The sequence below is a fragment of the Ruegeria sp. BB10 genome (genome assembly GCF_056535725.1).
The window spans coordinates 1-26,863 of sequence record NZ_JBQFIW010000002.1 but is presented as its reverse complement, the minus strand read 5'-3'; the positions used below and the strand labels follow the sequence as shown (position 1 = coordinate 26,863).

General features: G+C 55.2%; 29 protein-coding genes and 3 pseudogenes. 17 read left to right on the top strand and 15 right to left on the bottom strand.

All coding sequences use genetic code 11. The features are described from left to right. The first annotated feature begins 2 nt into the window (after positions 1–2). From ubiT to ubiV, 3 genes are read left to right on the top strand one after another with little or no spacing between them, the layout of a single operon-like run. Entirely contained in the window at positions 3–545 is a 543-nt protein-coding gene (gene ubiT / locus ACR3EP_RS19155; protein WP_480639072.1) for a ubiquinone anaerobic biosynthesis accessory factor UbiT, read from the top strand. After that, positions 545–1,522, top strand: coding sequence for a ubiquinone anaerobic biosynthesis protein UbiU (gene ubiU, locus ACR3EP_RS19150; protein WP_480639216.1), 978 nt, complete (start codon positions 545–547; stop codon positions 1,520–1,522). Before ubiT ends, ubiU begins: the two co-directional genes overlap by 1 nt. A 4-nt stretch (positions 1,523–1,526) precedes the next feature. After that, complete coding sequence (ubiV, locus tag ACR3EP_RS19145; RefSeq protein ID WP_480639071.1) at positions 1,527–2,423, top strand: ubiquinone anaerobic biosynthesis protein UbiV; 897 nt, start codon at positions 1,527–1,529, stop codon at positions 2,421–2,423. 151 nt (positions 2,424–2,574) lie between these two features. Here ubiV and ACR3EP_RS19140 read toward each other — a convergent pair whose 3' ends face one another. The 3 genes and pseudogenes from ACR3EP_RS19140 to ACR3EP_RS19130 all read right to left on the bottom strand — a co-directional run. Then, on the bottom strand, positions 2,575–5,361 hold the full coding sequence (locus ACR3EP_RS19140; protein WP_480639070.1) for a bifunctional aconitate hydratase 2/2-methylisocitrate dehydratase: 2,787 nt from the start codon (positions 5,359–5,361) through the stop codon (positions 2,575–2,577). 159 nt (positions 5,362–5,520) lie between these two features. Next, positions 5,521–5,727 carry a hypothetical protein gene (locus ACR3EP_RS19135; protein WP_480639069.1) on the bottom strand — a complete coding sequence of 69 codons (207 nt, stop codon included), beginning with the start codon at positions 5,725–5,727 and terminating at the stop codon, positions 5,521–5,523. A 68-nt stretch (positions 5,728–5,795) separates the two neighbouring features. Then, a pseudogene (locus tag ACR3EP_RS19130) lies at positions 5,796–5,912 on the bottom strand (IS6 family transposase); the annotation flags it as partial. Between the two features lie 1,092 nt (positions 5,913–7,004). Here ACR3EP_RS19130 and ACR3EP_RS19125 point away from each other — a divergent pair. Beyond that, positions 7,005–7,454 (top strand): hypothetical protein, encoded by a 450-nt coding sequence (locus tag ACR3EP_RS19125; RefSeq protein WP_480639068.1) that lies wholly within the window; start codon positions 7,005–7,007, stop codon positions 7,452–7,454. Between the two features lie 409 nt (positions 7,455–7,863). On the opposite strand, the gene ACR3EP_RS19120 is transcribed toward ACR3EP_RS19125, so the two are convergent. Beyond that, a complete protein-coding gene (locus ACR3EP_RS19120; RefSeq protein WP_480639067.1) occupies positions 7,864–8,778 on the bottom strand; it encodes a LysR substrate-binding domain-containing protein in 915 nt (304 codons plus the stop codon). A 180-nt stretch (positions 8,779–8,958) separates the two neighbouring features. On the opposite strand from ACR3EP_RS19120, the gene ugpB reads away from it, so the two are divergent. The 6 genes from ugpB to ACR3EP_RS19090 all read left to right on the top strand — a co-directional run bounded on the left by ugpB (position 8,959) and on the right by ACR3EP_RS19090 (position 14,438). Then, the gene (ugpB, locus tag ACR3EP_RS19115) at positions 8,959–10,269 is read left to right on the top strand and encodes a sn-glycerol-3-phosphate ABC transporter substrate-binding protein UgpB (RefSeq protein ID WP_170351216.1); all 1,311 of its coding nucleotides are present in this window, start codon (positions 8,959–8,961) and stop codon (positions 10,267–10,269) included. A gap of 61 nt (positions 10,270–10,330) precedes the next feature. Beyond that, a complete protein-coding gene (gene ugpA, locus ACR3EP_RS19110) occupies positions 10,331–11,212 on the top strand; it encodes a sn-glycerol-3-phosphate ABC transporter permease UgpA (RefSeq protein WP_155150415.1) in 882 nt (293 codons plus the stop codon). A 20-nt stretch (positions 11,213–11,232) separates the two neighbouring features. Beyond that, on the top strand, positions 11,233–12,069 hold the full coding sequence (ugpE, locus tag ACR3EP_RS19105; protein ID WP_170395270.1) for a sn-glycerol-3-phosphate ABC transporter permease UgpE: 837 nt from the start codon (positions 11,233–11,235) through the stop codon (positions 12,067–12,069). A gap of 3 nt (positions 12,070–12,072) precedes the next feature. Further along, complete coding sequence (gene ugpC, locus ACR3EP_RS19100) at positions 12,073–13,128, top strand: sn-glycerol-3-phosphate ABC transporter ATP-binding protein UgpC (RefSeq protein WP_480639066.1); 1,056 nt, start codon at positions 12,073–12,075, stop codon at positions 13,126–13,128. After that, entirely contained in the window at positions 13,128–14,075 is a 948-nt protein-coding gene (locus ACR3EP_RS19095; RefSeq protein ID WP_170362663.1) for a glycerophosphodiester phosphodiesterase family protein, read from the top strand. The genes ugpC and ACR3EP_RS19095 overlap by 1 nt, the downstream gene beginning before the upstream one ends. A 207-nt stretch (positions 14,076–14,282) precedes the next feature. After that, positions 14,283–14,438 carry an NUDIX hydrolase gene (locus ACR3EP_RS19090; RefSeq protein WP_480639065.1) on the top strand — a complete coding sequence of 52 codons (156 nt, stop codon included), beginning with the start codon at positions 14,283–14,285 and terminating at the stop codon, positions 14,436–14,438. A gap of 198 nt (positions 14,439–14,636) precedes the next feature. Here the strand turns inward: ACR3EP_RS19090 and acdA are convergent, their stop codons facing one another. Further along, complete coding sequence (gene acdA, locus ACR3EP_RS19085; RefSeq protein ID WP_480639064.1) at positions 14,637–15,842, bottom strand: 3-sulfinopropanoyl-CoA desulfinase; 1,206 nt, start codon at positions 15,840–15,842, stop codon at positions 14,637–14,639. Here acdA and ACR3EP_RS19080 point away from each other — a divergent pair. Further along, complete coding sequence (locus ACR3EP_RS19080) at positions 15,842–16,825, top strand: LysR family transcriptional regulator (RefSeq protein WP_480639063.1); 984 nt, start codon at positions 15,842–15,844, stop codon at positions 16,823–16,825. The genes acdA and ACR3EP_RS19080 overlap by 1 nt on opposite strands. A 221-nt stretch (positions 16,826–17,046) precedes the next feature. Here ACR3EP_RS19080 and ACR3EP_RS19075 read toward each other — a convergent pair. Together ACR3EP_RS19075 and ACR3EP_RS19070 are read right to left on the bottom strand one after the other, a co-directional pair. Continuing rightward, positions 17,047–17,423 (bottom strand): annotated as a pseudogene (locus ACR3EP_RS19075) (DDE-type integrase/transposase/recombinase). Between the two features lie 228 nt (positions 17,424–17,651). Then, entirely contained in the window at positions 17,652–18,056 is a 405-nt protein-coding gene (locus ACR3EP_RS19070; RefSeq protein ID WP_480639215.1) for a DUF4178 domain-containing protein, read from the bottom strand. Between the two features lie 58 nt (positions 18,057–18,114). Between ACR3EP_RS19070 and ACR3EP_RS19065 the strand changes: the two genes are divergently transcribed. Then, positions 18,115–18,249, top strand: coding sequence for a hypothetical protein (locus ACR3EP_RS19065; protein ID WP_480639062.1), 135 nt, complete (start codon positions 18,115–18,117; stop codon positions 18,247–18,249). Between the two features lie 96 nt (positions 18,250–18,345). Here ACR3EP_RS19065 and ACR3EP_RS19060 read toward each other — a convergent pair whose 3' ends face one another. Both ACR3EP_RS19060 and ACR3EP_RS19055 read right to left on the bottom strand, forming a co-directional pair. Beyond that, positions 18,346–18,693, bottom strand: a complete 348-nt coding sequence (locus tag ACR3EP_RS19060; protein ID WP_480639061.1) for a hypothetical protein — start codon at positions 18,691–18,693, stop codon at positions 18,346–18,348. Further along, positions 18,686–18,985, bottom strand: coding sequence for a hypothetical protein (locus tag ACR3EP_RS19055; RefSeq protein WP_480639060.1), 300 nt, complete (start codon positions 18,983–18,985; stop codon positions 18,686–18,688). Before ACR3EP_RS19055 ends, ACR3EP_RS19060 begins: the two co-directional genes overlap by 8 nt. A 458-nt stretch (positions 18,986–19,443) precedes the next feature. On the opposite strand from ACR3EP_RS19055, the pseudogene ACR3EP_RS19050 reads away from it, so the two are divergent. From ACR3EP_RS19050 to ACR3EP_RS19030, 5 genes and pseudogenes are all read left to right on the top strand, one after another. Then, positions 19,444–20,743 (top strand): annotated as a pseudogene (locus tag ACR3EP_RS19050) (AAA family ATPase). Further along, on the top strand, positions 20,740–21,009 hold the full coding sequence (locus ACR3EP_RS19045) for a hypothetical protein (protein ID WP_480639059.1): 270 nt from the start codon (positions 20,740–20,742) through the stop codon (positions 21,007–21,009). The pseudogene ACR3EP_RS19050 and the gene ACR3EP_RS19045 overlap by 4 nt, the downstream one beginning before the upstream one ends. Before the next feature lie 68 nt (positions 21,010–21,077). Beyond that, positions 21,078–21,233: a hypothetical protein gene (locus tag ACR3EP_RS19040; RefSeq protein WP_480639058.1), complete on the top strand. Its 156-nt coding sequence runs from the start codon at positions 21,078–21,080 to the stop codon at positions 21,231–21,233. Positions 21,234–21,287: 54 nt separating this feature from the next. After that, positions 21,288–21,599, top strand: a complete 312-nt coding sequence (locus ACR3EP_RS19035; RefSeq protein WP_480639057.1) for a hypothetical protein — start codon at positions 21,288–21,290, stop codon at positions 21,597–21,599. Between the two features lie 76 nt (positions 21,600–21,675). After that, positions 21,676–21,837 (top strand): hypothetical protein, encoded by a 162-nt coding sequence (locus ACR3EP_RS19030; protein WP_480639056.1) that lies wholly within the window; start codon positions 21,676–21,678, stop codon positions 21,835–21,837. Between the two features lie 68 nt (positions 21,838–21,905). On the opposite strand, the gene ACR3EP_RS19025 is transcribed toward ACR3EP_RS19030, so the two are convergent. The 6 genes from ACR3EP_RS19025 to ACR3EP_RS19000 all read right to left on the bottom strand — a co-directional run. Next, positions 21,906–22,457, bottom strand: a complete 552-nt coding sequence (locus ACR3EP_RS19025; protein ID WP_480639055.1) for a tyrosine-type recombinase/integrase — start codon at positions 22,455–22,457, stop codon at positions 21,906–21,908. Beyond that, a complete protein-coding gene (locus tag ACR3EP_RS19020; protein WP_480639054.1) occupies positions 22,403–22,963 on the bottom strand; it encodes a hypothetical protein in 561 nt (186 codons plus the stop codon). The genes ACR3EP_RS19025 and ACR3EP_RS19020 overlap by 55 nt, the downstream gene beginning before the upstream one ends. Positions 22,964–23,170: 207 nt before the next feature. Further along, entirely contained in the window at positions 23,171–23,854 is a 684-nt protein-coding gene (locus tag ACR3EP_RS19015; RefSeq protein ID WP_480639053.1) for an IS6 family transposase, read from the bottom strand. A gap of 12 nt (positions 23,855–23,866) precedes the next feature. Next, positions 23,867–24,118, bottom strand: a complete 252-nt coding sequence (locus tag ACR3EP_RS19010; protein ID WP_480639052.1) for a hypothetical protein — start codon at positions 24,116–24,118, stop codon at positions 23,867–23,869. Then, positions 24,115–25,776 (bottom strand): acetolactate synthase large subunit, encoded by a 1,662-nt coding sequence (locus tag ACR3EP_RS19005; protein WP_480639051.1) that lies wholly within the window; start codon positions 25,774–25,776, stop codon positions 24,115–24,117. The genes ACR3EP_RS19010 and ACR3EP_RS19005 overlap by 4 nt, the downstream gene beginning before the upstream one ends. A 53-nt stretch (positions 25,777–25,829) precedes the next feature. Further along, a partial coding sequence (locus tag ACR3EP_RS19000; protein ID WP_480639050.1) for a glutamate synthase-related protein occupies positions 25,830–26,863 on the bottom strand: 1,034 nt, incomplete at its 5' end.

The window sequence follows — 26,863 nt, the reverse complement described above, 5'->3', positions numbered from 1 at the left end:
GTTTGTCCGATCCTCACATAACAATACCGCACTGCCCCGCCCCTCTGGCGGCGGCGCTGCGGCTGGTACCGCTTGCACCCCTGTCCCTGTCGCTGACGGTTTTTGCGCGCAAGATCGCCCGCACCTCACCCGGCCTGTTTCAGCGCCTGGGCGAATACAGGCAGACCGATTTTGTACTCGACCCGGTCGACCTGCCGATTGTTCTGTGTCTCAATCCCAACGATGGTCGACCAAAGGTGACCCTGACTCGCGGTCAGGGGAAAGGAGTGGCCCGGATCTCGGGTCCGCTTGCGGCCTTGCTTGGTCTAGTACACGGGGCCTTTGATGGCGATGCGCTGTTTTTCTCACGCGATCTGGTGGTTGAGGGCGATACCGGCGCCGCCCTCGCCCTGCGCAATGCCGTGGACGATGCCGAACTGGACCTGGCGCAGGAAGCGGCAAGATTTTCCGGGCCATTCGCGCGTCCGATACAGCAGCTGATTGCCCTGGCCGAGCGTCAAACCGGCATCTGCCTGACCCGACCCGAGGACGCAGTAATATGGTGATGGAAATCGTCTGCCCGGCAGGAACGCCCGCCGCCTTGCGGGCCGCCGTTAAGGCGGGGGCACATACGGTCTATTGCGGTTTCAACGATGAAACCAACGCCCGAAACTTTCCGGGCCTCAACTTTAATCGCAGCGAAATGCGCGATGCTGTAAGTTTCGCCCATCAACACGGCTCAAAAGTGCTGGTTGCCATCAATACTTTCCCGCGCGCAGGGGATGAGGCGATCTGGCACAGCGCCGTAGCAGATGCCAAAACTTGCGGCGCAGACGCGGTGATCCTGGCCGATCTTGGACTGCTGGACCACACCGCCCGCACCCACCCTGGATTGCGACGGCACCTGTCTGTGCAGGCCGCCGCTGCCAATGCCGATGTAATCAATTTCTATGCAGAAACGTTTGGCGTCAAACGTGTGGTCCTGCCACGCGTTCTGTCCGTGCCCGAGATTGCCGCCATCAATGCCGAAACCGAGGTTGAGACTGAGGTGTTCGTCTACGGCGGCCTGTGCGTGATGGCCGAAGGGCGCTGTTCGCTCTCTTCCTATGCCACCGGGTTGTCACCAAACATGAACGGGGTCTGCTCACCCGCCAGCCATGTGGATTACTCAGAAGATCAGGGCGTTCTGGATGCGCGTTTGGGCGGTTATCTAATCCACCGGGTCGATAAGGGGGAACCGGCCCCCTACCCCACCCTGTGCAAGGGGTGTTTCACCGCAGGATCCCAAACCGGACATCTGTTCGAAGATCCGGTCAGCTTGAACGCCGAGCAGTTGATCCCGCAATTGCAAAAAGCGGGCGTTACGGCGCTGAAGATCGAAGGGCGGCAACGGTCGAAATCCTATGTCGCGCAAGTGGTGCGCAATTTCCGCGCGGCGGTGGATGCGCTTGAGGCCGGGCGCCCGATGCCCGAGGGCATGCTGGCCCGCCTGTCCGAGGGGCAGGCCATGACAACCGGCGCCTACAAGAAAACATGGAGATAACGTGATGGAACTGACAGTCGGGCCCAGCCAGTTCTTCTGGCCCGCCGATTTCTGGACCGGGTTTTATCAGAACCTGACCCAGTCTCCGGTCGATCGTGTGGTGATCGGCGAGTTGGTCTGTTCCAAGCGCCTGCCCTTCTACCAGGACCGCATCCCCGATGCGATTGCCGCGTTGATCGAGGCCGGGAAACAGGTTTCCCTCACCAGTCTTGCGCTGATCACTCTGAAACGTGAACGCAAACTGACCGCCGAACTGGCCGAAATGGGTGTGACGGTCGAGGTCAATGATTTGACCGCCCTGGCCCATCTGCCCAAGGGCTGCGCGTTCACGGTAGGACCGCTGGTGAATGTCTACAATGAAGGCACGCTGAACTGGCTGGCGGCCCGCGGCGCAAATCGAGTCTGTCTGCCGCCGGAATTGCCCCTGGCATCAGTTGAGGCATTGACGCGGGTTGCCAATGACCTGGATATCGCGATCGAGGTCTGGGGCCACGGCCGGATACCGCTGGCCATCTCTGGCCGCTGCTATCACGCTCGCCTTCATGGGCGCACCAAGGACAACTGCCAATTCGCTTGCGAAGACGACCCCGACGGGCTCGAGGTTCTGACCGGCGACGGCAGGCTCTTCATGGCAATGAACGGGGTACAGACCTTATCTGACAGCTATGCCTGCACCGACCATCAAATTGACCAATTGCGCTGGGTCGGAGTGTCAGCCTTGCGTCTGTCGCCACAATCCAAGGGGTTTGCGAAACTTTGTATACTGTACCGTCAGCGTCTGGATCAGACCTTGCCCCAAGGCGGTGTTGCGAAAGCGATCACGGCGGATGACCCCGCCCTGCGCCTAAGCGATGGATTCTTGACCGGCGCTTGCGGGGCGGACTGGTCAGGCGCTTCCTGATTCTGTGCAACACTTCTATTGCTTGGCCCGGATTGCACGACATTGTTCCTGAGCGCGCATCCGCACTGAGCTAGCCGAGCATCCCGGACGTCATATCTGGTAAAGAAGCGGGCCGGCCCAACCTGCGACAGGTGAACCGGCCGGGCAGAACTTAGAAATGGGCCGACTTGGTCCCTTCTGGCGCGACGGGCGGTGCGAACTTTGTCAGGTCGATGCCTTCCACGGCGGATTTGTACTCTTCGATCTTCGGCGTCCGGCCCAAAATCGCTGAGAGGACAACAACCGGGGTCGATGCCAGCAAGCTTTCGCCTTTTTTGTCCGGTGCATCTGCCACGACGCGGCCCTGGAACAGGCGGGTCGACGTGGCAAGAACGGTATCACCCTTAGCGGCTTTTTCTTGGTTGCCCATGCACAGGTTACAGCCGGGGCGCTCAAGATAGAGAATATTTTCGTACTCGGAGCGCGCCTTCTGTTTCGGGAACAGGTCGTCGAATTCGAAGCCCGAGTATTTCTCGAGCACTTCCCAGTCGCCTTCTTCCCTCAACTCGTCGATGATGTTGTAAGTCGGTGCCGCAACCACCAGCGGAGCCTTGAATTCGACCTTACCGGTTTCCTTTTCCAGGTTTTTCAACATCTGGGCGACAATCTTGATGTCACCCTTATGCACCATGCACGATCCGACAAAGCCCAGATCAACATGTTTTTCGGCATTGTAATACGAGATCGGACGGATCGTATCGTGCGTGTAACGCTTTGACACATCGGCATTGTTGACGTCCGGGTCGGCGATCATCGGCTCGACGATCTGATCCAGATCGACAACAACCTCAGCGAAGTATTTCGCGTTGTCATCGGGTGTCAGAGCAGGCTTTTCACCCGACTTGATCTCGGCAATGCGTGCATCGGCGATGTCGATCAGCTTTTGCAGCATCCCGTTTTCATGCTCCATACCTTTGTCGATCATGATCTGGATGCGCGACTTGGCTAGTTCCAGCGAACCGATCAGGGTCTCGTCATTCGAGATACAGACCGAGGCCTTGGCCTTCATCTCGGCCGTCCAGTCGGTGAAAGTGAAGGCCTGGTCTGCCAACAGCGTACCGATATGCACTTCGATCACGCGGCCCTGGAATACGTTGTCGCCATGCTGTTCCAGCATCTGCGCCTGGGTGGCATGCACCACGTCGCGGAAATCCATATGCTCAGCCATCTTACCCCTGAAGGTCACCTTGACCGATTCCGGAACCGGCATCGAGGCTTCGCCGGTGGCCAGCGCCAGTGCCACAGTGCCCGAGTCGGCACCAAAGGCCACGCCTTTGGACATCCGGGTATGGCTGTCGCCGCCAATGATCACCGACCAGTCATCCACGGTGATGTCGTTCAACACCTTGTGGATCACGTCTGTCATCGAATGATAGACCCCTTTCGGGTCACGACCGGTGACAAGACCAAAGTCATTCATGAACTTCATCAGACGGGGCGTGTTTGCTTGCGCCTTGGCATCCCAGACCGACGCGGTATGACAACCCGACTGATAGGCACCATCAACGCTGGGTGCCACGACGGTGGCGGCCATCGCCTCAAGCTCTTGCATGGTCATCAGGCCGGTGGTGTCCTGCGAACCGACGATGTTGACCTTCACACGCACGTCTGAACCGGCGTGCAAGGTTTTGCCCGGCGTTGTGCCCACGGCATTCTTGTTAAAGATCTTCTCAACCGCAGTCAGACCCTGACCCTCGTGGCTGACTTCTTTCGACGGAGCAAACACCAAAGGTGCCTCAATACCCAGCGTCTCGGCCGCAAGTGCCTGCAGTTTCTTGCCGAAGACGATGGCGTAGGATCCGCCGGCCTTCATGAACTCTACTTTTTGAGGGGTGAAGGACGAAGGCACGTCAACCAGTTCTTCGCCATCTTCACTCAGAAGCTTGTGCGTTTTGGTGTTGATCTTCAGAACCGTGCCGGTTGCGACCGAATACTTCTCTTCAAGGATCGGGTTGCCGTCATTGTTTAGGATCGCGTTGCCATCTTCATCCACCTTCTTGACCCAGTTTTTCAGGTCCAGACCGATGCCGCCGGTCACGCCCACGGTGGTCAGAAAGATCGGTGAAATGCCATTGGTACCCGCAACGATCGGCGCGAAATTGACGAATGGCACATAGGGGCTGGCCTGCTTACCGGTCCACAGCGCGACGTTGTTCACACCGGACATACGCGACGAACCCACACCCATGGTGCCTTTTTCGGCGATGAGCATGACCCGCTTGCCGGGGTGCTGCAGCTTCAGCGCTTCAACTTCTTGCTGCGCCTTGTCTGAAATAAAGCACTTGCCGTGCAATTCCCGGTCAGCCCGCGAGTGCGCCTGATTGCCCGGCGACAACAAGTCGGTCGAGATGTCACCTTCGGCCGCGACATAGGTTACGACTTCGATTTCTTCGTCGATCTCTGGCAACTTGGTAAAGAATTCTGCTTTGGCATAGCTCTCCAGAACGTCCTTCGCGATAATATTTCCAGCTTCATAGGCCGCCTTGAGACGGTCGGTATCGGCGTCGTACAAGAAGACCTGCGATTTCAGCACCTCGGCGGCCTGATCCGCAATCGAGGCATCCGTACCCAGTGCCAGGTCCAGCAGAACCTCAACCGAAGGGCCGCCTTTCATGTGCGACAGCAGCTCAAACGCGAAAGGAACCGAGATTTCTTCGACCTCAGCTTCGCCCAGAATAATCTCTTTCAGGAATTTGGCCTTTTCACCGGCAGCGCTGGTTGTACCAGGCAGCGTGTTATAGATAAAAAAGTTCAGCGCCCCGTCCCGGTGTTCGCTTGCCACACCCTTGATGTAGGCGACGATCTCTTTCACCAATGCGCCGTCGTCGATGGGCTTGGGGTGCAGCCCTTGTCCTTTGCGGGTTTCGATCTCGCTGAGGTAATCTGTATAAAGGCTCATGGCTGTTCCGGCTGTTAGCGTTTCGTGTGGGTGCCTACCGGGTTTTCAGCGGGCTGACCGCTGCCGGTATAAAATTGTATGCGGCGGTATACTAATTTTTCTAAGACTTCAAGTGACCATCTGAAAAATGCGATCACAAAGTCCGGTATGAGCCGCAGTTCAGCGGAACCAATAGTCCCACCCGTCTAGGTAATACCCCGCCAGCACATGGTTCTGCAGCGTGTTGGGCTTGGCCGCAACGCGGTCCGTATCGGCACCAAACACCTGTACGGCCTGCCAGACATCGGGTGTCAGATAACTCAGCCCATCCGGCACATCCAAACCTCGCCCCGACAGTGGCGCGGGTGAGGCCAGCACAAACCCCATTCCCCGAAACGGTTCTGGCCGAAAGTCATATCCCTTTGAAGGACGAGAAGGCAACGCAGGCGGGTTGATTATCCTAGCAGTTGAACAAACTGCTGAAACAGGGAGAGTCCGGGTGTGAATTGACCTTTGCGGATCATGTTGACCAGCTCGAAGCCAGCCAGGGCAGATGCAGCTGAATCGAAAGACTAAACGGTTATCAAGGCCTTCCTGAAAAGTGGCGGTCAGACGGAACACGAAGCAACGGACTTCGCTGGAGTCTTCGCCGATACGGCAGCTGAGCTCGCCAAATCTGCGAGTTAATCGACCTTAACTTTCATTAGGTAGGTCATGAGCTTTGGTATCGTTTATAGCTTTTGAGCGGACATTCGTTCGAGGCGCAGCATCCGGTAGATTGAGCTCTTTCCAGACCTCGGATGCACCGCACTATCTGACTCGTGTAAAACCATCCGCACCAACAAGGGCGGTCCTTAGCTACCGTTTAGTGGTGTTGCTCAATGCTGCGCCAGCAACCCACATTGCCGACCTTCGCTCTATATGCTCGAAATTGGGGATGGCGAAAATCTAGACTGCGGGTTCACAGCGGACTTTGCAGTCGTTTTCGCGAGGCTATCGCCAGTTTCAGATGATGACACAGTCGCACATTCCCGTCAAAATAACATCGCGAATACCACGCAGGTAAAGACCACACGAATTCGTTTTGAAAAAGAGCTTTAAGCAAGGAAATTTCATGATTCACTATCGAAATTGCATTGCTTTTGTCGCAGTAATTCTTGTTATGGGCGCGCTACTTACCGCGTTATTTGGGGGAAGCCCAACTACGTTAGTGATTGTTGCCGTTTTAGTTTTTGTGGCTTCTCTCACGATCTCGAAAACCAACCCTCTGAACGGAGAAGCCGTCGACCGAACTTACTACACATCGGCTATGTTGGGAGCTTGTCTCTATTTCTACGCGCAGTCAGTGGAGCGCACAGAGTTTCTCAGGTATCGAGACCGGCCGAACTAAGATCTCAGCTAGAGGACTCTCAGTCGACCGTGGATCGGCTTGAAATCGATGTCGAAAATGGAACGGCGCGGCCCGATTCATCCGAGAGAACGAAGAGCAATCAGTTCGCGAGATTAGTCGTGAAATTGCCGAGTTTCGTTCGCTTCAAATCGAGATGAACGCAGCAGAACTGGACGCATGCTTAATTGGAAGCGGCTTTGACTTTTGGGGCAACCGACTTCGGCCTAGATGAGCCCTCTGGTGTTGACGCAATCATTGATGACCATCAAAAGAAGTGGAGCGCGTATTTGCTCAACAATTGTGCTCTGCAGCAAGAACGAAAATCGAACAAGAGCGGGCCATTTATGTCGAAAACTATCCGCTGGCGACAAGGTTCGGCGATATCGAGCAAACCGTGCTGAAAGAGAGAGGAATATCCCAACGTTTGGTACAGCTCGGCGGGTATAGCGTGACGATAGGAACAGCGTCTGCGGTCTTTAGCGGCGAATTCTCTATGGCAGAGCACATCACTGCCCTTGAAGAGGCACAAACCGTCCTCAAACAAAAAATCGACGATGTTCGGTCCAAAAGCCGAGAAATTACCGACGAAATTGAGAAGGAGAAAGAGCGATCAGCTTCCACAATTGGACAGATCGCTCTCTTCATCTGGCCATACGTCTTGATTGCACTGCTAGGGTTAAAGCTCTCTCGCGCGCCTAGAAAGAACACGCCTCAATTGGGTTAGCATCTTACTATCCGACCTCTTCTTAGGGGGATCGATCTGATATCCGCTTCATTGCTGTGTCTTCCGCAATCGCCTATGAGCGGACCAGTATAGTCGGCCCATTGCCGACCTTGAGCGCTATGTTCGAATGCTGCGTTTGCAGCCCACATTACTGCCGTTCGCTGCACGGGCAATATACAGAGTGTTATGAACTCACCAAATGCGGGACGAAGCGGGCGCTAGAGTGTCCTAGGATTAGAGCTAAATTATCGAAGCTCAACGGCAAAACTACTCGGTCTTTCGCCACTTTGACTAATAAGGCGAGGTCGATCTTGGGGCTATTCCAAATGCTCAAGAATTGGTTTCAAGCTATGAAGATAGAAAATGTTCGGCCTGTAGGCAGCGAACGTTAGCGTTTACCGCCCTACAATCAGTAATGGATTTTACCTGCCTTGAACGGGGCTAGGCTCTCTTGGAACTGCTCGATGAACTCTAGCGTCACCAGTGACGGTTGCTTTAAAATCGGACGCACAAGGGAAAGCGTATGTGACAAGAGCGGTTTGAACGGTCGGTAGCTCAATCCCTTGTCTGCATATTGGACGGCGTCCAACTCGCTGACCACGGAAATCCCAACACCTTTTACAGCCAATTCACATGCCGCCGTGAACTGCCTGACTTCGATGTGGGAATTCAGTTTGACGTTGGCGCTTTGAAAGGCTTTTGAAAGCTGTCCAAAAAAATTGCTGTCGCGCCGTGTGTGAATAATCTTGGCGGTTGCAAGATCCGTAGGTGTCACCTCGGAGAGGTGCTCCAATTCATGTCCGGTAGGAAACACGCAAACTGTACGGACATCGATGTCTCTGCTTTCGACGGCCGGATGCCCGTTAAAGTTATCTGTGATTCCGAAATCATATTGCTCACCGATCATCCACTCGAGAATGCGTTCCGGTCTGTCAGGTTCGATCGTCATGGTTACACCTGGCCGATCTTGTAAAAACGTGGCTATGACGTTGGGAAGGTGACTAGTGGCAAACCCGGGCAAACATGCGATGCGGATGTGTCCCGCTTTGCGTTGGGTTATGTCTTGACTAACGTCCGAGATCTGCTTCATCAATTCCAAAACGCGCTCTACGCTGGGTTGCAGATAACGCACCTCCTGCGAAGGCACCAAGCGACCTTCACGGCGATCAAAAAGTTGAAAGCCAAGCGATTTTTCCAGATCGGAAAGCAGTCGGCTGACCGCAGGCTGGCTTATCCCAAGATCCGTAGCTGCAGCAGTGACCGATCCGTTTGTGGAAACTGCCATGAGCGCCTCCAATTGGCGGATCCTCAAAGTTTGACTCATACTTTGATCCTGGTTCGTTGTTCGCTTAGTTGTTTTATAATGTAATGTTATGTTTTTCTCAAAAATTAAATGCTTGAATTATAAATTTGTAACGTTAACGTCGTGAAATCGTCATGTGTGCTGATTACGCGTTGCGGTCGGTATTCAACGAAGCATCAACACTGATGCATGGGAGGAATCATGAATAAGCAATTTCTCGGCGCTCTCGCCGTAACTACTGCGTTGTCCCCCGTGGCGGCGATGGCCCAAACTGAAGTTCAGTTCTGGCACGCCTTCACCGGCCGACTGGGTGAGCTTGTTAAAGCGCAGGTTGAAGAGTTCAACGCCGGCCAGGATGAGTTCGTCGTGGTCGAAAGCCACAAAGGCAATTACTCGGAAACTCTGAACGCGGGTATTGCGGCTTTCCGCGCCGGTGAGCAGCCCCACATTCTAATGGTTTTCGAAGTGGGCACGGCAACGATGATGTCGGCCGAAGGTGCGATCAAACCCGTCTATGAAGTGATGGCTGAAAGCGGTGCGTCGTTTGATCCTGACGCATACATCGGCGCTGTCAAAGGGTACTATACTACAACGGACGGAGAAATGCTCTCACTGCCTTTCAACTCGTCCACACCGGTTCTATGGGTCAATCGCGATGCCTTCGAAGCGGCGGGTGTTGATCCGGACACAGATCTATCGACCTGGGAAAAGGTTGGCGACGTACTTGAGCAGCTTAAGGCTGGCGGCGAGGACTGCCCGCTGGTGACTGCATGGCAAAGCTGGATTCACCTCGAGAACCTGTCGGCCTATCACGACGTTCCGTTCGCATCGCAGGACAACGGTTTTGCCGGTCTGGATACCGAGCTGATGCTGAACGGTCCGGCGCAGGTCGCACACCTGACAGCAATGGGTGACTGGGCCAAGGATGGCAAGTTCATCTATACCGGACGCAGAAATGAAGGTGGTGCAAACTTCCGGGCTGGCGAATGCGCATTGTTTACCGAAAGTTCGGCCGGTTACGCTGGCATCAGCTCCGAAGCCGAGTTCGAATTCGATGTTCGCCCGCTGCCCTATTGGGAAGGCGTCACAAGCGAGCCGCAGAACACCATTATCGGCGGTGCGTCCCTTTGGGTGATGGAAGGTCATGACGCCGAGGAATACAAAGGCGTCGGCGAATTCCTCAGCTTCCTGTCGTCTTCGGACGTTCAGGCGGCGTGGCACCAGAACACCGGTTATCTTCCGATCACGGCCGAAGCTGGTGAAGCCACGCGTGCCGCAGGCTTTTACGACGAAAACCCGGGAACCGATATCGCTGTGATCCAGATGACGGCGAAAGAGCCCACCGCAAATTCAAAAGGTCTGCGTTTGGGGTCGTTCGACCAAATTCGCGGCATCATCGACGAAGAGCTCGAGGCCGTCTGGTCCGGCGAGAAAACCGCTCAGGAAGCGATGGACAGCGCGAAAGAGCGAGGTGACGCTCTGCTGCGCCGGTTCGAATCCGCCAATCAATAAGTCGTAACTCGATGCGGGCCTGTTTCGGGCCCGCATTTTCTATATTCGGTGGTTTATCGGGATGGAAAAACGCGTCACCTTTCGCGGCTGGCTGTTGCCATTGGCGCTAATCGCCCCGCAGGTCATCATTTCCGCTGTATTTTTTTTCTATCCGGCGGGGCAGGCTGTTTGGCAATCTCTATTCATACCTGACCCCTTTGGGCTGTCGTCCCAATTCGTGGGTCTCGGTAACTTTGAATTCCTGCTGAGCGATAAATTCTACCGAGCCTCTTTCGTGACGACAGCGGTGTTTTCAACGCTTGTCACTCTCTGCTCGATGATCCCGGCGTTGTTTCTGGCGGTCATCGCGGACCGCCTGATCAAAGGATCGGGCGTTTACCGGACGCTACTGATCTGGCCCTACGCCGTTGCCCCCGCTGTTGCAGGCGTGCTGTGGCTATTCATGTTCAACACACGCGTCGGCGTTGTCTCGTGGTACCTCGGCCAACTCGGCTATGACTGGAACCATGTCCTGAACGGAACCGAGGCCATGGGGCTGGTTGTTGTCGCCTCGGCCTGGGGGCGCATCAGCTATAACTTCCTGTTTTTCTTCGCGGCATTGCAGTCAGTTCCAAGGTCCGTGATTGAGGCCGCCGCGATCGACGGCGCGCGTTTCTGGCGCCGGTTCTTCACCATAGTGCTGCCGCTCTTGTCACCCACCGCGTTCTTCCTGCTGGTGGTTAATGTTGTCTACGCCTTCTTTGAAACCTTCGGCGTGATCCACACGATTACCGGTGGTGGACCACAACAGGCAACAACCATTCTGGTCTACAAGGTCTTCTCGGATGGGTTCGTGGGACAGGATCTGGGTTCGTCTTCGGCGCAATCGGTCATCCTGCTGATCGTCGTCGGCCTGCTGACGGTCATCCAATTCAAATACGTGGAAAAAAGGGTGCACTACTGATGGCAGCCCAACAACACGGAATGGTCGAAAAACGCGGGATGGGCATCTGGCTGACCCATGCCATGATGATCCTCGGGGTGTTGATCATCTTTTTCCCGATCTGGCTGGCCTTTGTCGCGTCGACCGTAACCCAACCGGAAATCGTGACACCGCCCATGCCGTTGGTGCCGGGTGATCAGTTCTGGGAAAACTACAAGGCCGCTCTGTTTTCCGGCGTGAATGTCCCGGTTGCAACGATGCTGTTCAACAGTTTGGTGATGGCCATCGGGATTGCCGTTGGCAAAATAGTCATCTCGCTGTTGTCAGCCTTTGCGATTGTCTATTTCCGTTTTCCCGGGCGGACAACATTCTTTTGGCTGATCTTCCTGACGCTTATGCTACCGGTCGAGGTGCGTATCGTTCCAACGTTCGAAGTTGTTGCCGGGTTCGGTATGCTCAACAGCTATTACGGATTGATCTTCCCTCTTATCGCTTCGGCCACGGCAACATTTCTGTTCCGGCAGTTCTTTCTGACGATCCCGGATGAACTAGCCGAAGCTGCCCGCGTGGACGGGGCCCGGCCGATGCGGTTCTTCATCGATATCGTGGTGCCGATGAGCCGGACCAATATCGCAGCGTTGTTCGTGATCCTGTTCATCTATGGGTGGAACCAATATCTCTGGCCGCTTTTGATAACCACCGACCCTGAAATGAACACCATTGTGATGGGTATCAAACAGATGTTCCCTTCTGGCGATGATGTGGCCGAATGGCCAGTCATCATGGCCACATCCATTCTGGCGATGATCCCGCCAGTCATCGTGGTGGTGTCGATGCAAAAGCTCTTTGTCCGCGGCCTTGTCGATAGCGAGAAGTAAGAAATGGCAACAGTAACCCTTGAGAACGTCAAAAAGAGCTTTGGCCCGACGGACGTCATCCATGGCATCGATATCGACATTGCGGATGGTGAGTTCATCGTGATCGTTGGCCCATCAGGATGTGGAAAGTCCACACTTCTGCGCATGGTTGCGGGCCTTGAAACCGTGACGGACGGTGAAGTTCGAATTGGCGAAGAACGGGCCAACGAGAAAGAGCCGATGGATCGCGACATCGCCATGGTGTTCCAGAACTATGCGCTTTATCCGCATATGTCGGTGCGTCAGAACATGGGTTACGGGCTGAAGATCGCCGGGTTGCCCAAAGATCAAATCGATCAAAAAGTGACCGAGGCAGCAAAGCTGTTGCAGTTGGAACCTTTGCTGGACCGCAAGCCCAGACAGCTATCAGGCGGTCAGCGTCAAAGGGTGGCGATGGGTCGGGCCATTGTCCGCGAGCCAGCAGTTTTCCTGTTTGATGAGCCGCTTTCGAACCTAGATGCCAAGCTGCGGGTACAGATGCGTCTGGAAATTCGCGAACTCCAGGAAAAGCTAGGGATCACAGCGCTCTATGTGACCCACGATCAGGTCGAGGCCATGACGATGGCCGACAGGATGATCGTGATGAATGGTGGCATCGCCGAGCAGATTGGAACGCCGTTAGAGGTCTACGAAACACCGAGAACTCTGTTCGCGGCACAGTTCATTGGCAGCCCTGCGATGAATGTGTTTGACGCCCAGCGTGAAAACGGGACGATCAAGATCGGTGAAATTGCGGTCGGCCGTTCTGCAGGTCCTGATACCGCGTTGAAGCTGGGGATACGCCCAGAGCATCTGCTGTTGGATGATAATGGTCCGCTGGAATCGGCGATTCAGATGGCAGAACCGTTGGGGGCCAACACTTTGTTGCACGGTCAACTAGCGAGAGTCGGCGGAGCGATCACGATAAGCCTTCCGGGAGTCCATCCGATCGAGGGCCGGCATCCGAACTTGCGGTTCTCGGTCGCCCCAGAGCACATGCATCTGTTTGACCAATCAACTGGTGAAAGGCTGGGCGGCTAATGACGTTTCCTCAAGTCGAAGCCTTCCGTGGTGGCGAAAACCTGATCCGGATCGTGGGCCATCGAGGGGCAAGAGGCGTTTTGCCCGAAAACAGCATGATTGGTTTTGATTTCTCGCTGTCTATCGGTGTCCCGCTTCTTGAGTTTGATGTTGTCCTGACGGCGGATGACGTGCCGGTCATAACCCATAATCATCGTCTGCACGCCCCGAGCTTTCGCGGCGCAGATGGCCTGTTTCTGACCGGGGAGGAACCGAAGGTTTCGTCACTGACTTTCGAAAAGATTCAGCAATTCGATATTGGACGGTTAGACGGGCATTCTGCCTATGGCCAACGCTTTCCAGACCAGGCCCAATTGGAAGGCGTTCGAGTCCCAAGGCTGATGGACTTGCTAGATTTGGTAAGTGAACCAAAATACGGCGATGCCTATCTGATGCTCGAACTGAAGTCGGATCCTGACGTGGCCGATGATCCGCTTCATAGGGAGAACTTTGTCGGGCGAGTTCTACAGGAAGTTCGCGGCAAAGGTCTTTCGTCGCGCGCGGTACTGCACAGTTTTGACTGGAACCTTCTGGAGGAATGTCAGCGAAAAGCTCCTGATATGCCGTCTTCTTACCTTACACAGCTTCCAGATAACGCGGATGATGTTGGGGAGGATTCCTCGAAAGCGGTTTGCCCTGACTTTCGTGGTCGTTGTGATGAAATTCCCGATTTGGTCAAGCAAGCTGGCGGTTCGCTTTGGTGCCCGTACTACGCGGATGTAACGGCTGAAAATGTGGCGCGCGCAAAAGATCTGGGCCTATGTGTTGCCGTTTGGACGGTGAATGAGCACGAAGAAATAGACAGGATGATCGACCTGCGCGTGGATGCAATCGTATCTGATTACCCTGGGCGGGTTCAAAGGCATCTGTCGGATTTAGGCATGGGTTGGCATATCGACAACCAGTGAATTCTGCATTGCTAATTCGTGACGTTTTTTATGTTTCTTCCAGTCGCAATCGGAAAGGATTGGTCACATCATCACTTCAACCTCCTGTGTAGGGCGAGAAGCATAACGGCTCAGCGTACTAAACAAGCTGCAGCATTGCCTCTGCAATTGTTCGGCGGTCGCCCCAAAGTACTCCTTATCACGTCGCGTTACACAGGACGCTGGATCATGCCCAAGGGCTGGCCGATGGACGGTGAGCAAGACTGGCGCACGGTAGAAATTGAAGCGCTGGTGGAGGCTGGTGTGGAAGATACAGTTTCTCGCAAGCCGATCGGTGAGTTGAGAACGCTAAGACTTTTAACGACGGTACCAGTGTCCAAGTGAAAGCCACCGTCTACCCGCTCTACATCGTTAAGGTGAAGCGCCGGTGGAAGGAAAGGCACGAAAGAAAAAGGCACTGGTTTTCACCGAAAGGAACTGCGAAAGCACTCAAACAGCCAGAGTTGGAAGACTTGCTCTTAGACCTAAAAACAATCCAAGAAAGAACAGATCAATACCCGCAATCGCAGCGGCTTGAGGCTATCAACCCCTGGCCAGCTTCGCGTACCCGTTTCTGGTCTGTGGCGTTTTAATGCCCAACAAACTACCTGCGAGCTGTGTTTTCAGAATCTGCGCAGTTCCACCACCGATGGTAAACATGCGCACGTCGCGATACATGCGCTCGATTGGCTCCTGCGCGCCGTATCCGCGCGCACCAAATATCTGCAAGGAGTCGTTGACGACTTTGATCGCCTGTTCAGACGCAAAGGCTTTTGCCCTGGCTGCCATTGCCATGTCGGGAAACCCAGTCGAACCAAGGGATCCAGCGGCTTCGTGCAACATCAGACGGGACGCATGGACCGCCGTGTCCATGTCTGCAAACATCCATTGAAGACCCTGAAACTCCTGCAACGGGCGGCCGAATTGATGACGCTCACGCAGGTATCTTTTTGAGTGCTCCAGCGCACCGGCTGCAATTCCCATGGCTACCGTTCCCGCCCCGACACGCTGGCTGTTATAAGCGGTCATCAGATCGGCAAAGCCACGTTTTATTCCCGATGGGGTGACCAGCGCGAAACGCTCATCAACTTCCAGATCGGTAAAACGAAGCTCAGTTTCGGGCATGCCGCACAGCCCCATGGTCCGTTCGCGACCGACCACATCGAACCCTTTGGGGGCGATACCGTTTTCAGGATCGTAGTGAACCAGAAAACCGGTGATCCCGAGATCGGTTCCGTCTTCATCCAGAACACGCGCAAAAATTAGGTAAAGCTTCGAAACGCCGCCGCCCGTGATCCAGTGTTTGCCGCCGTTGATCAGATATTTCCCGCCAACACGCCGGGCCGTTGTCTGCATCTCGGTCGCCGCGCTGCCGGCGTTGGGTTCAGTTATACAGATCGCGGGCTTGTCCCCGGACAGGACAAGCGGGGCCACAAAATCCCGTTGCTCATCTGTGCCATAGGCCATGATCGCGCTGATGCCGCCCATATTGGCCTCGACGACGATCCTGGCACTCAACGCGCAGGCCTTGGCGATTTCTTCGACGGCCAAAACCACGTCAAGGTATGAGGCGCCGAGCCCTCCGAACCTGGGCGGGATTGTCATGCCCATAAGCCCTGCGTCAGTCAGTTCACGTACGTTTTCCCAACAATAGGTGCGAGTTTCGTCCCAGTGACCGGCCCGGTCCGCAAATCCTGGAGCAAGTTCGCGGGCGATTTCCTGATACGTCTTTGTTCCCTGGTCAAGCATTGGGTCATCCTCTCTGTTCACAATTATGTGAGAGCTCGCATGTTATTTTCAATCGAATTTACTTTGCCTTTAAATTAAGTTTTATTGAACTTATGCAGATTTCAGCTTTTGAAACTCTGGTTGCAATTGCGCAGCACAGCTCATTTTCTCGAACCGCAGAAGTGCGCAACATGACACTGTCTGCTGTCAGCATGCAGATGAAATCGCTGGAAGAAGAGCTTGGCACAGCGTTGTTCGACCGCCGGTATCGACCGCCCAAACTGACGCCACTCGGAGTGAGGGTTGCTCAGGACGCCAAGACAATAGTTGATGCCTACTCAGTTCTGAAATCAAGATGTGTGCCTACCGATCAACTGACCGGAACGTACCGGGTCGGGTTTGTCCCTTCTGCTGCTGCTCGCATTCTGCCCCTGTTTCTTGGAACGGCAGAACAGCTGGCTCCAAAAGCAATGTTGCGAACCAGTACCGGATTGTCAGAGACTTTGTGCGAACAGGTCCGGAACGGTCAACTGGATGCCGCAATCGTAACTGAAATCGCAGATGCGACATTTGATCTTTGCTGCGAAACCGTGATCCGTGAGGAAATGGTGATCGCGGCACCGCTGGACAGCAAGGTAAAAGGACTAAGCGGACTTTCCGGATCACACCCCTTTTTGCATTTCATTCCGTCGTCGGGCATTGGCAAGCTGATCGCCCAATACCGTGATCAGATGCAATTGAAGTCGAAGGAAGTGATTATCCTTGATAGTATCGAAGCCATCGTAAACTGCGTTAAAAACGGCATCGGATACGCACTTTTACCAAAAACAGACGTATTGCGGTATGGCGCTGAACAGGTTCTTGTCCTGCCGTGTAAGCCGCAACCGTTGTTTCGCAACATCTCACTGGTGACACGCGAAGACGCCTTGACTGAAGTATGGCGCTCAAAGCTGAGGACATTGCTTGAGGCGAGCATAACCGGTCTGGAAAACACAGAAATCTAAGTTGTTTAAATTGTTGGGTGGATCGCCCGCAACGCGGTCCATATCGGCACCAAACACCTGTACGGCCGCCAGACTTCGGGTGTCAGATAGCTCAGCCCATCCGGCACATCCAAACCTCGCCCCGACAGTGGCGCGGGTGAGGCCAGCACAAACCGCCGTTCCCCGAAACGGTTCTGTCGCAAATTCCTTTGAAGGACGAGAAGGCAACGCAGGCGGGTTGATTATCCTAGCAGTTGAACAAACTGCTGGAACGGGGAGAGTCCGGGTGTGAATTGACCTTTGCGGATCATGTTGACCAGCTCGATGCCAACCAGGGCAGATGCAGCTGAATCGAAAGACTTGAAACCCAACATGGGCCTGATCCGACGTTTGATGAATCGATGTTCTTGTTCAATGATGTTGTTGAGATACTTCTGCCTCACCATCTCGATCGGTATCGGATCACCCAACGGTTCAGCGTCGCGTGATCCAGTTCAACGCCTCTTTCCGCCATGATTTCCTCCAGATCCCGATTTGACAGGCCGCATCGGAGATAGAAGAAAACAGCGTACAAGATCACGTCTTTCGGAAAGTGCGCACCTTTGAATGAGATGGTCACGGTCTGCTCCTGTCTTATCTGAGCATGCGCCACCAAAACGACACTCAGTCTGACAGGTGGAACAAAGTTTGCGACAAAACCAACTTGCGCAACACCTTATAACTGTCCTGCGCGTCCAGCTATGATCCGCAAAATTCGCAGATTTGGACCATTACCCGACCACCGCCAAAACGTCCAGCCCGGCACCGCATGAGGTGCAATTGATCGAGGTAAGCTCGGGCAACCTTGTCATGTCTGCTGTATCTTTATGCCAAACGGATCGAACCAGCGCCCCTGAAACCACATCGACCCTGCCCCCCAAAATTCGCCCGACAGCAATCTGTTGTCTTCGCCCGTGGCATTGACGAGGTCATAAGTCTCACCCACTTGCAGTTCCTCGTCGAACCGCCCTCGCAGGGCAATACACTCGGCTTGTTCCACTTCGGTAACCGTGTAGGAGTTGTTTTCATACTCCAGCGTCTCGCCCGGTTTGAAAGGCGGTCGGAACTTTGGCATCCGTCCGTCGGAAATGCGGATCTGTTCGACCACGTCACCCTCATCCACCGAAACCCAGGAGATCGCGCCTTTCTGAGACGTCCCGCAGAACTCGTCCCAGAACCCGCGACCATAGGAATAGCGCGCGTGTCCAAAAATCTGAATTGCTTTTCGCCCCAGCTAGACCGTGTCCCCGATCCCGAACAGCAGCAGCGTCATGCATGACACCCTGATAGCCCGCAAGCGCAATATGGTCCCCTTTGAAAACAGTGTCGAGCCACAGGATGAGCAGGTCACGACCTTGGCCGCGTCAATAAGATCGGGCACAAAGACCCGCAATTGGGACAATTGAAATCTTTCATACCTCAGGTCTTTCAAAGCAGTCGAAATTCAAGCGTCAGTAATCCTGTCTATTCAGCGGTTTCAAAGCGCAGACGGCGCACCGAGGTCAACCCGGCCGTAGGCGGCCAACAACCGCGCGGACCATTTTTGGGCGATGTAATCCGCCATGAACCGCGACGGTGCCATCAGGGTGACGACCCCCTGCCCTATCAGCCTCTGTCAGATGTTGGAACCAACTCGCCCATAGTTCAGGATCGCGCCCGTGCAATATGGCTTGCACCTGCGTCCAGACCTCCTCGTCCGACGGTTCAAATGGTGCAGGTTTGACTTTGAAAGGGACGATATTTGTGTCCGGTTCGGGATCATCCGACATTCGGGCCTGAAAATCGGACCCGATGGTGGGCCAGATGTCCGAAGTATCAAGCATCACCTGTTTCAGGTCCAGCTCATACACCGCAACTCGCCCGCGCAGCGGCTCGCTTGACCGCAATCCAGCCCATCGACCGCAGCTTTGCCATTTCACGTTTCACCGTGCGTTCGTTTACTGACCACAGACGCGCGATCTCTTCCCGCCCAATCGACAACTCATTGTTGCGCCAGTTGTACCGGGTGGTGATCAAGGCAATGATGCGTAAAATGCTGCGCTGGCGATGTTTGTCGCCAGACAGGGCGTAAACTGTCAACGCTGATAGAATGTCGTATTTTATGGCAGGCGCATTTCGCCCTACCGGTTTTGCAACCTGCATTCCTATTCTCACCGCTCTGTCTGCCTCAGACGGGTTATACCGCCAATGATACGCTGTTTGCCAACGCTTTTCATCTTGATGACCTGATTAGCGTCCAAACCGACGATTCTGTCAAGCGGAGTCTGATCTTGGATCGCTGCCCCCAATCCAATTCAAATTAAAAGTGAAAATAGGTGAAGTATTGGTGATGGGGGACATCTTGGGTGTCCCCTTAATATCTACTTTTGACCCCTATATGGGGCATTTCAGTGCTTAGCGCCCCCTAAATCTTGGATCGCTGCCACGAAACCATAGGGGTCGAATCGGATGCCAGCCGAATCGGATCATGCGGTGTAGCGCCTTGTAATCTTACCCGTGGGTAAGATTACACTTATCATATTTTCTTTTGCGTAAAGCGCAAATCAAGCGTAAATAGTAAAAACGTATAAAATAGCGTCCAAAAGAATGAGACTTGAGGCATGTACACGCACGAAGACCTGAACGCATTGCGCAATCAGTCCCTCAAATTGCAGGGCTGGATCCGCCAACAGACCTTCAGCCCTGAGATGGAAAAGACCCTCCGCCGCTTTTCAAGCTGGGAGGTGTCCGAACTGATCTTTCGCGTCAACCAGTCGACCTTTCGCGGCAAGCTGGCGGCGGACCTGTCCCTGCCCAGTGGTGAGGTTGAGCCGGATGGCCGCCAGCGTTGGTTCAGCCTGGAAGAGGTGAACGAGCTGCGCCGCCGCCTTAAGGTGAACCGCAACCTGATGCCACCCCGCCCGTGGGCAAGCGCGCCATCCGGGCGGCGGTGGCCAATTTCAAAGGCGGAGCGGCAAGTCGACCGTTGCTTTGCATCTGGCCCATGCCGCGGCGCTGGATGGGTACCGGGTGCTGGTGGTGGATTTCGACCCGCAGGCAACGCTGAGCCACTCGATGGGTTTGACCGACGTGACCGAAGATTTCACCGTCTGGGGCATCATGGCCCGAGATTTGATCCGCGAGACTGAGCGGATGAACAACCGCCCTGCTGCCGCCGATCCGGCACCACCCTGCCCCGCCGTGGTGCCACCCTCGATTACCGATATGGGGCTGGGCGATTTGCGCATTGCGGATTTCATCAAGCAAAGCTCTTGGTCGACTATTGACGTCATCCCGTCCTGTGCCAACGCCGCCTTCGTTGAATTTGCTTCCGCGCAGTATCGGCACCTGAACCCCGAGTGGTCTTTCTTTGCCGCCGTATCGCGCTATCTGGATCAGATCCCGGATGATGCATACGACCTGATCCTATTCGATTGCCCCCCGGCGATTGGGTACCAATCCATGAACGCCGTTTTTGCAGCTGACATGCTCTATGTCCCCTCTGGTCCCGGCTACTGGGAATATGACTCGACCACGTCGTTCATCGGTCAGCTGGCCGAGGCGTTGGAAGACCTCGCTTATGGTTTCGACAAGACCTTACCCACGGGTAAGATCGGCTTGCCCAAAACCTTTTGTGAGCTGCGCTTTCTGCTGACACGTTACGAGCCGGGCAATGCCCTGCACCTGGCGATGTTCGATGCGTTTAGGAAAGTGTTTGGTGACCACGTGGCCGAACACCCGGTTGAGATGACCCGTGCAGTCGAGCAATCCGGCCGCTTCCTAAGTTCTGTCTATGAGATGGATTACCGAGAGATGACGCGCGAAACCTGGCGCCGCGCGCGCTCGACCTTTGACAATGTATATGAAGAATTCCGGGACGTGATGCTATCGGCCTGGGAAAAGCTGGAGGATGACGCATGAGCCGCAAACGCAGAATGTTTGACATCGACATGCCGGCCATGGATGACATTCCGGTCGGCAAGGTTCCGGACAAGGTGCTGGAAAAGCGACGCGGACCGATGGCCACCGCAATATCGGAAAACGCGGACGCGTTGCGCGACCAGCAATCGACCGAAGAAACCATTCGTGCCGAAAATGATCGTCTGGCGCATGAGCTGGTCCGGTTGCGGTCGGATGGCTTGGTGACCGAACATGTAGTCTTGTCAGATGTGGTCACCGAAAACTGACCCGTGACCGCAAGCCCGGCCCCGATCCGGAGTTGGAGGAATTGAAGGCCTCGATCCGGGATATCGGATTGTCAAACCCCATCCGGTTGGAACGCCGTGCGGATGGCCGGTTCGACCTTATACAGGGCATGCGCCGCCTGTCGGCCTATCGCGCGTTGCATGAGGAAACGGGGATGATCTTTATGCGCGTATTCCAGCAGGTATCTCTGAAGCGGCAGACCTGAACGACAGCTACCGTCGTATGGTAGATGAAAATCTGATCCGCAAAGATATCTCGTTTGCTGAGATGGGTGCACAGAGCGTTTGCCGAAGACCCGTCAAACGATTGTGCTGACGTAGACAAGGCCGTTGCGGTCCTGTTCAAATCCGCCAGCTATACCAAGCGCAGCTATATTCGCGCGTTCGCCAGTTTGCTGATGATGCTGGACAAGGTGCTGATGCACCCCAATGAAATTCCGCGTAATTTGGGGGTCGAATTAAAGCGAAAATTTGACGCCAATCCCGGATTGGTTCGACAGGTCAGCACCGCAATCATGAGCGAACCGGATCGCGACGGTCCGCGCGAAATTGCCATTTGCGGACTTTTATAGAAGCAGATAGCACCGCGACGAAAAAGCCGGAACCGTCAGGTGCTGGTAAAACGCGCCGGGCAAAACCACATTTCAGGTGTCGGGGCGGGCAGGGGTCGCGAAGTGCTCGGCCTCGAGCGGGCGGATCGAACTGCGCTATGATCTGGACTTTACACGGGTTGATCGGGCCAAGCTGGAACAAGCGATTGCCACCTTGATCGATGATTTGCAGGAAGAAGACGATCTTACCCACGGGTAAGGTTCACACCTGAATTCTTGGGCAAGTAAACGCCGGGTCGAAACCCGGCGTTTCTTTGACTATTCACCCTAGCAGGTTTGTTGCCGGGTTTTCGGCGATATTGACGTCATCGTAATATTTCTGCGCCTGGGCCATGGAGTGATGTAGGGACAGCCGCATGGCGGCCTGGATCGGCGCACCGTCCAGTGCGGCTGGGTCAGAAAGCCTGAACGCAGCCCGTGCGGCGAGGCGTACCCATCCGGCAATCCCGCCAGTTTCAGCCGGTGTTTCAAGATCTGAGCGACCGCATCCGGGGAGAGGCGGCGCTTCAGCACCCGGTCAGATTTGGAGATCGGCCGGAACAGCGGTCCGTCGGCAATCTCGCCCACTTCAATCCAGTGCACCAGCGCCTGCGCGGCCCGACCCTTGAGCACCAACCGCGGCGTCTCACCCTTTTGGGTGGTCTTGGTCTCCAGCAGCGACAACCTGATGAGACCTTTGTCGCCGAACTCCTTCAGAGAGACATCCTCACGCATCAGCCCGGTGATCTCGGACCGGCGGCGACCACCAGATGCCCAGCCCAGCATCAGCAGTGCGCGGTCGCGGCAATCGCGCCGCGAGCCGCGACAGGTGGCCAGCAACTGCTCGAGAATGTCGCGGGTAATTGGATGCTGTGACTTCGGGGCAGGGGGCCGGGCTGCGGCGCGGCGCGCCTTGGATCGAGCCTGTTTGACTTGAGGTGTGCCAAACGGGAGGCGAGGTTCTTCATCCGGTGAAAGGCCAGCCAGGAGGCGATGTGCCGGTCCAGGGTTGAGGGCGCCGGGCAGGCCAGCGATTTGCGCAGGCCTTGCGCGATCAGAGCCTCTGCCGCCTGTCGTGCATTGTCGTCTTCCGGGGCATCGTTCAAATCGCGGGCGTGATCGAGGATGAAGGCCAGCGCCGTCCCCTCGCTTTCGGGCCAGTCCAGCGCCCGGTCAAAGCGGGCCTGCGCCCAGGCGGTGATGTAGAGCAGATCGCGCTCATAGGCGCGCAATGTGTTGGGTGGCGTGCCACGGATGTAAAGATCGGTCAGCGCGTCCTGATCCGCTTGGGAGAGGGCAGGGGAGGCGGCGGGGAGATATGCGGCTGGCGGCTTCATGCGGCCCATTCTGCGCCCATTTCTCGGCAAAATCAATTGTACCTGATAAGCGGTACTTATCATGAGTAATAAATAAGATATAAAGTTGTGAGCGTAGAGAGCAAAACATGTAAATAAAGACCACTATGGAGTGTTGCAGGTTGTTATGAAAGCTTTTCGAGGTGGTTCTGTCGCAAACTTTTAGATGGCAGAGCATCAGTGGAATTGGTGAGCGGTTTACTCTGCCAGTTGGGCGAATTGTTGAAAGGGACGGAGTCCGGGCGTGAATTGACCTTTGCGGATCATGTTGACCAGTTCTATGCCTGCTAGGACAGATGCGGCTGAGGCGAAAGATTTGAATCCCAGCATCGGTCTGATCCGTCGTTTGTTGAATCGATGGTCTTGTTCAATGATGTTATTGAGGTATTTCCGCCTCACTATCTCGATCGGGATCGGGCAACCAAAGCCTTTCAGCATCTTGTTGATCGCCTTAATGCCAGCTGTGTTGGCACCACTTTTGTCGATGACAATCTTCCGTGGCAAACCGTTCACCTCAAGCGCACGAGCGAAGAACTTCGTCGCAGCGGCTTTATTCCGGCGCTCGGATAACATGAAATCAAGGGTCTTTCCGTGTTTGTCGATGGCGCGATAGAGATAAACCCACTCACCCTTCACTTTCACATAGGTCTCATCCATGCGCCATGAACGATCGGCTGGGCGCTTTTTGTACCGTGAAGCATCAGCTACAAGACCTGCATATCGACTGACCCACCGGTTCAGCGTTGCGTGATCCAGATCAACGCCGCGTTCCGCCATGATTTCTTCCAAATCCCGATAGGAAACACCGTAGCGCAGGTAGAAGAAAACCGCGTGCAATATCACGTCCTTCGGAAAATGCGCGCCTTTAAATAAGATCGTCACGGTCTGCTCCTGTCATTTAGAGCACGCGCTACCAAAACTACGTTTGACCTGACAGGTGGGAATTAATTTTGCGACAGAACCCATCAGAGCAGCGGTTTTTTCCAGAATTTCAATCCGATGATAAGCGGGCAACCACGCGGACCTGTCCCGGAACAGAGAGTGAGCACGATCCAGCATCGGCTCGACCTCGTCCCATGTTCGCAGGTCAATCGCGCCTATTTTCTCAAGGCTGAATGGGTTCACGACATCCAAGCTGGTACTCATATCAGGCATACCTTGGCTTCCAGTTCTTCGATCAGGACGCGCTGGTTTTCGCTGTAATCGACAGGTGCGTCGATCAGATGCACGCCACCCGAAGCAAAGGCGGCCTCGAATGTCGGAACCAAGTCTTCGGTGCGTTCGACGCGGTGGCCGGTTGCGCCATAGCTGTTGGCGTATTGCACAAAATCGGGATTGTTGAATTCCAATCCCCAATCGTCAAACCCTGCATGAGCCTGTTTCCAGCGGATCATTCCGTAAGAGCTGTCATTCAGCACGGTCACCACCAGGTTCAACCCCAGCCGCACGGCGGTTTCCAGTTCCTGACTGTTCATCATGAATCCACCATCGCCACAGATCGCCATGACCCGGCGGTCAGGATACTGCATCGCCGCCATCATCGCCGAGGGCAACCCCGCCCCCATCGTCGCCAGCGCGTTGTCCAGCAGCACGGTGTTGGGCTCATACGCTTTATAGTTTCGGGCATACCAGATCTTGTAGATGCCGTTGTCCAGCGCGATTATATCGCTGTCACCCATCACCTTGCGGGTGTCGGCAACGATACGCTGCGGGATGATCGGAAAGCGCGGATCATCGGCCCCTTCGGATGTGTGTTTTTCCGTCTCCTGGCGCACAAGCCGGAAATAGCTGTCATCAAACTCCAGCGGACCGTCGAGGATTTCGGCCAGGCGCGTGATTGATTTGGCCAGATCGCCGACAACCTCGATCTGCGGGAAATAGACCTGATCAACCTGCGCCGCCTTGTAGTTCACATGAATGACCTTGGTGCCGCCCTCTTCCATGAAGAAAGGAGGCTTTTCCACGACATCATGGCCGACATTGATGATCAGGTCGGCCCGGTCGATGGCGCAGTGCAGATAGTCGCCGTCGCTTAACGCAGCCGTTCCCATGAACAGCTCAGACCGTTCATCAATGACACCTTTGCCCATTTGTGTGTCAAAGAACGGGATCTGAGTGTCAGCCACAAACCGGCTGAGCGCTTTGCGCGCGTCCTTGCGATTGGCCCCGGCCCCCAGCAAAAGCAGGGGCATCTTTGCCGATCGGATCAGTTCAGCGGCTTCCTGCAAAACCGTATGATCCGCCACAGCATAGTGGCGCGGATGAGGCTGCAGAACTGGTGCATCGGTGGCTTCAGCCGCAATATCTTCTGGCAGTTCCAGCAATACCGCGCCGGGGCGCTCTTCCTCGGCCACGCGGAACGCCTCGCGGATCAGGGCAGGGATCGTGTTGCCATGCACGATCTGCTTAGACATCTTGCAGATTGGGTCAAACAGGCCCACTACATCAATGATCTGGAATTGCCCCTGTTTGGATTTCTTGATCGGTTTTTGCCCGGTGATCATAATCAGGGGCATCCCCCCCAAATGGGCATATGCAGCCGGAGTTGCGAAGTTTGTCGCCCCCGGTCCCAGCGTGGCCATGCAGACACCTGCCTTGCCGGTCAAACGGCCATAGGTGGCCGCCATAAAGGCCGCGCCCTGTTCGTGGCGCGTCAACACCAATTCGATGGACGACGTGCGCAGAGACTCAAGAACATCAAGGTTTTCTTCGCCAGGCACGGCAAAAACCCGGGTGACCCCTTCGGCTTCGAGGGCGGCAACAAGCAGGTCAGAGGCTTTGGTCGGAGTAGATTTGGCAGACATGGAAACACTCACCTAAATGGGGTTTGAAGGGAACTATAGACAGCAATTGCGAGTTATTCAGCCGCCGCCACATGTTGCGGTTCGGGATAAAGCTCGCTCATCGGTAAAGAGCGGCCGTTTTCCAATACCAACCGCGCGTGGTGTCGCCTGAGAAGTCGGGGTTCAGCCACACCGCAGCTATGGGCGATAATGCCGATCTCTTTCTTCATGTTCATTGCATAGCTGGCCACGCGTTCTGATTTATTGGCCGGGTCCAAACCGAATTGCAGCTTGGGATTGTGGGTGGTGATCCCCGTTGGACAGGTGTTTTTGTTGCACTGCAATGCCTGAATGCAGCCCAGGGCAAACATGAACCCGCGGGCCGAGTTGACAAAATCGGCCCCTGCGCAATAGGCCCAGGCCACTTCGGTCGGGTTGATCATCTTGCCGCTGGCGCAGACCTTGACCCGGTCGCGCAGACCATGCGCCTTCAGCACATCAATGACCAGAGGCAAGCTTTCGCGTATCGGCATCCCCATATTGTCGATCAGGCTCATGGGGGCTGCGCCCGTGCCACCATCGGCGCTGTCGATGGTCACGAAATCCGGGGCGCTTTCAACACCGCGCCGCAGAATTGCAGCACAGAGGTCTTCAAAGAATCCTTGCGCGCCGATCACCGCCTTGAAGCCCACCGGCTTGCCAGTAACTTCCCGCACAAAGGCGATCATGTCCAGCAGATCGTTAACGCTGTCGATATCAGGATGCCGGTTCGGGCTGATCGCGTCCTGCCCAGGTTCGATCCCCCGGATTTCGGCAATCTCTTCGGTGACTTTGACGCCGGGCAGAATACCGCCTTTGCCGGGTTTTGCCCCCTGACTTAATTTGATCTCGAACATCTTGACGGCATCATGCGCCGCAACCTCGCGCAGCTTGTCCTCGTCAAACCCGCCTTCGGGTTTACGAACGCCGAATTTGCCGGTTCCGATCTGAAAGACGATGTCGGCGCCGCCTTCCAGATGATATGGCGACAGCCCGCCTTCGCCCGTGTTCATCCAGATCCCCGCTTTTTTTGCACCCAAAGACGGGGCGCACCGCCAGGGTGAGATGG

Excerpts from the sequence above, each read along its gene's own strand:
- ubiU (WP_480639216.1), top strand. The coding sequence starts at position 545 with ATGGAAATCGTCTGCCCGGCAGGAACGCCCGCCGCCTTGCGGGCCGCC.
- ubiV (WP_480639071.1), top strand. The coding sequence starts at position 1,527 with ATGGAACTGACAGTCGGGCCCAGCCAGTTCTTCTGGCCCGCCGATTTC.
- ACR3EP_RS19140 (WP_480639070.1), bottom strand. The coding sequence starts at position 5,361 with ATGAGCCTTTATACAGATTACCTCAGCGAGATCGAAACCCGCAAAGGA.
- ACR3EP_RS19135 (WP_480639069.1), bottom strand. The coding sequence starts at position 5,727 with ATGGGGTTTGTGCTGGCCTCACCCGCGCCACTGTCGGGGCGAGGTTTG.
- ACR3EP_RS19120 (WP_480639067.1), bottom strand. The coding sequence starts at position 8,778 with ATGAGTCAAACTTTGAGGATCCGCCAATTGGAGGCGCTCATGGCAGTT.
- ugpB (WP_170351216.1), top strand. The coding sequence starts at position 8,959 with ATGAATAAGCAATTTCTCGGCGCTCTCGCCGTAACTACTGCGTTGTCC.
- ugpA (WP_155150415.1), top strand. The coding sequence starts at position 10,331 with ATGGAAAAACGCGTCACCTTTCGCGGCTGGCTGTTGCCATTGGCGCTA.
- ugpE (WP_170395270.1), top strand. The coding sequence starts at position 11,233 with ATGGTCGAAAAACGCGGGATGGGCATCTGGCTGACCCATGCCATGATG.
- ugpC (WP_480639066.1), top strand. The coding sequence starts at position 12,073 with ATGGCAACAGTAACCCTTGAGAACGTCAAAAAGAGCTTTGGCCCGACG.
- ACR3EP_RS19095 (WP_170362663.1), top strand. The coding sequence starts at position 13,128 with ATGACGTTTCCTCAAGTCGAAGCCTTCCGTGGTGGCGAAAACCTGATC.
- ACR3EP_RS19090 (WP_480639065.1), top strand. The coding sequence starts at position 14,283 with ATGCCCAAGGGCTGGCCGATGGACGGTGAGCAAGACTGGCGCACGGTA.
- acdA (WP_480639064.1), bottom strand. The coding sequence starts at position 15,842 with ATGCTTGACCAGGGAACAAAGACGTATCAGGAAATCGCCCGCGAACTT.
- ACR3EP_RS19065 (WP_480639062.1), top strand. The coding sequence starts at position 18,115 with ATGCATGACACCCTGATAGCCCGCAAGCGCAATATGGTCCCCTTTGAA.
- ACR3EP_RS19055 (WP_480639060.1), bottom strand. The coding sequence starts at position 18,985 with ATGCAGGTTGCAAAACCGGTAGGGCGAAATGCGCCTGCCATAAAATAC.
- ACR3EP_RS19045 (WP_480639059.1), top strand. The coding sequence starts at position 20,740 with ATGAGCCGCAAACGCAGAATGTTTGACATCGACATGCCGGCCATGGAT.
- ACR3EP_RS19020 (WP_480639054.1), bottom strand. The coding sequence starts at position 22,963 with ATGGGCCGCATGAAGCCGCCAGCCGCATATCTCCCCGCCGCCTCCCCT.
- ACR3EP_RS19010 (WP_480639052.1), bottom strand. The coding sequence starts at position 24,118 with ATGAGTACCAGCTTGGATGTCGTGAACCCATTCAGCCTTGAGAAAATA.
- ACR3EP_RS19005 (WP_480639051.1), bottom strand. The coding sequence starts at position 25,776 with ATGTCTGCCAAATCTACTCCGACCAAAGCCTCTGACCTGCTTGTTGCC.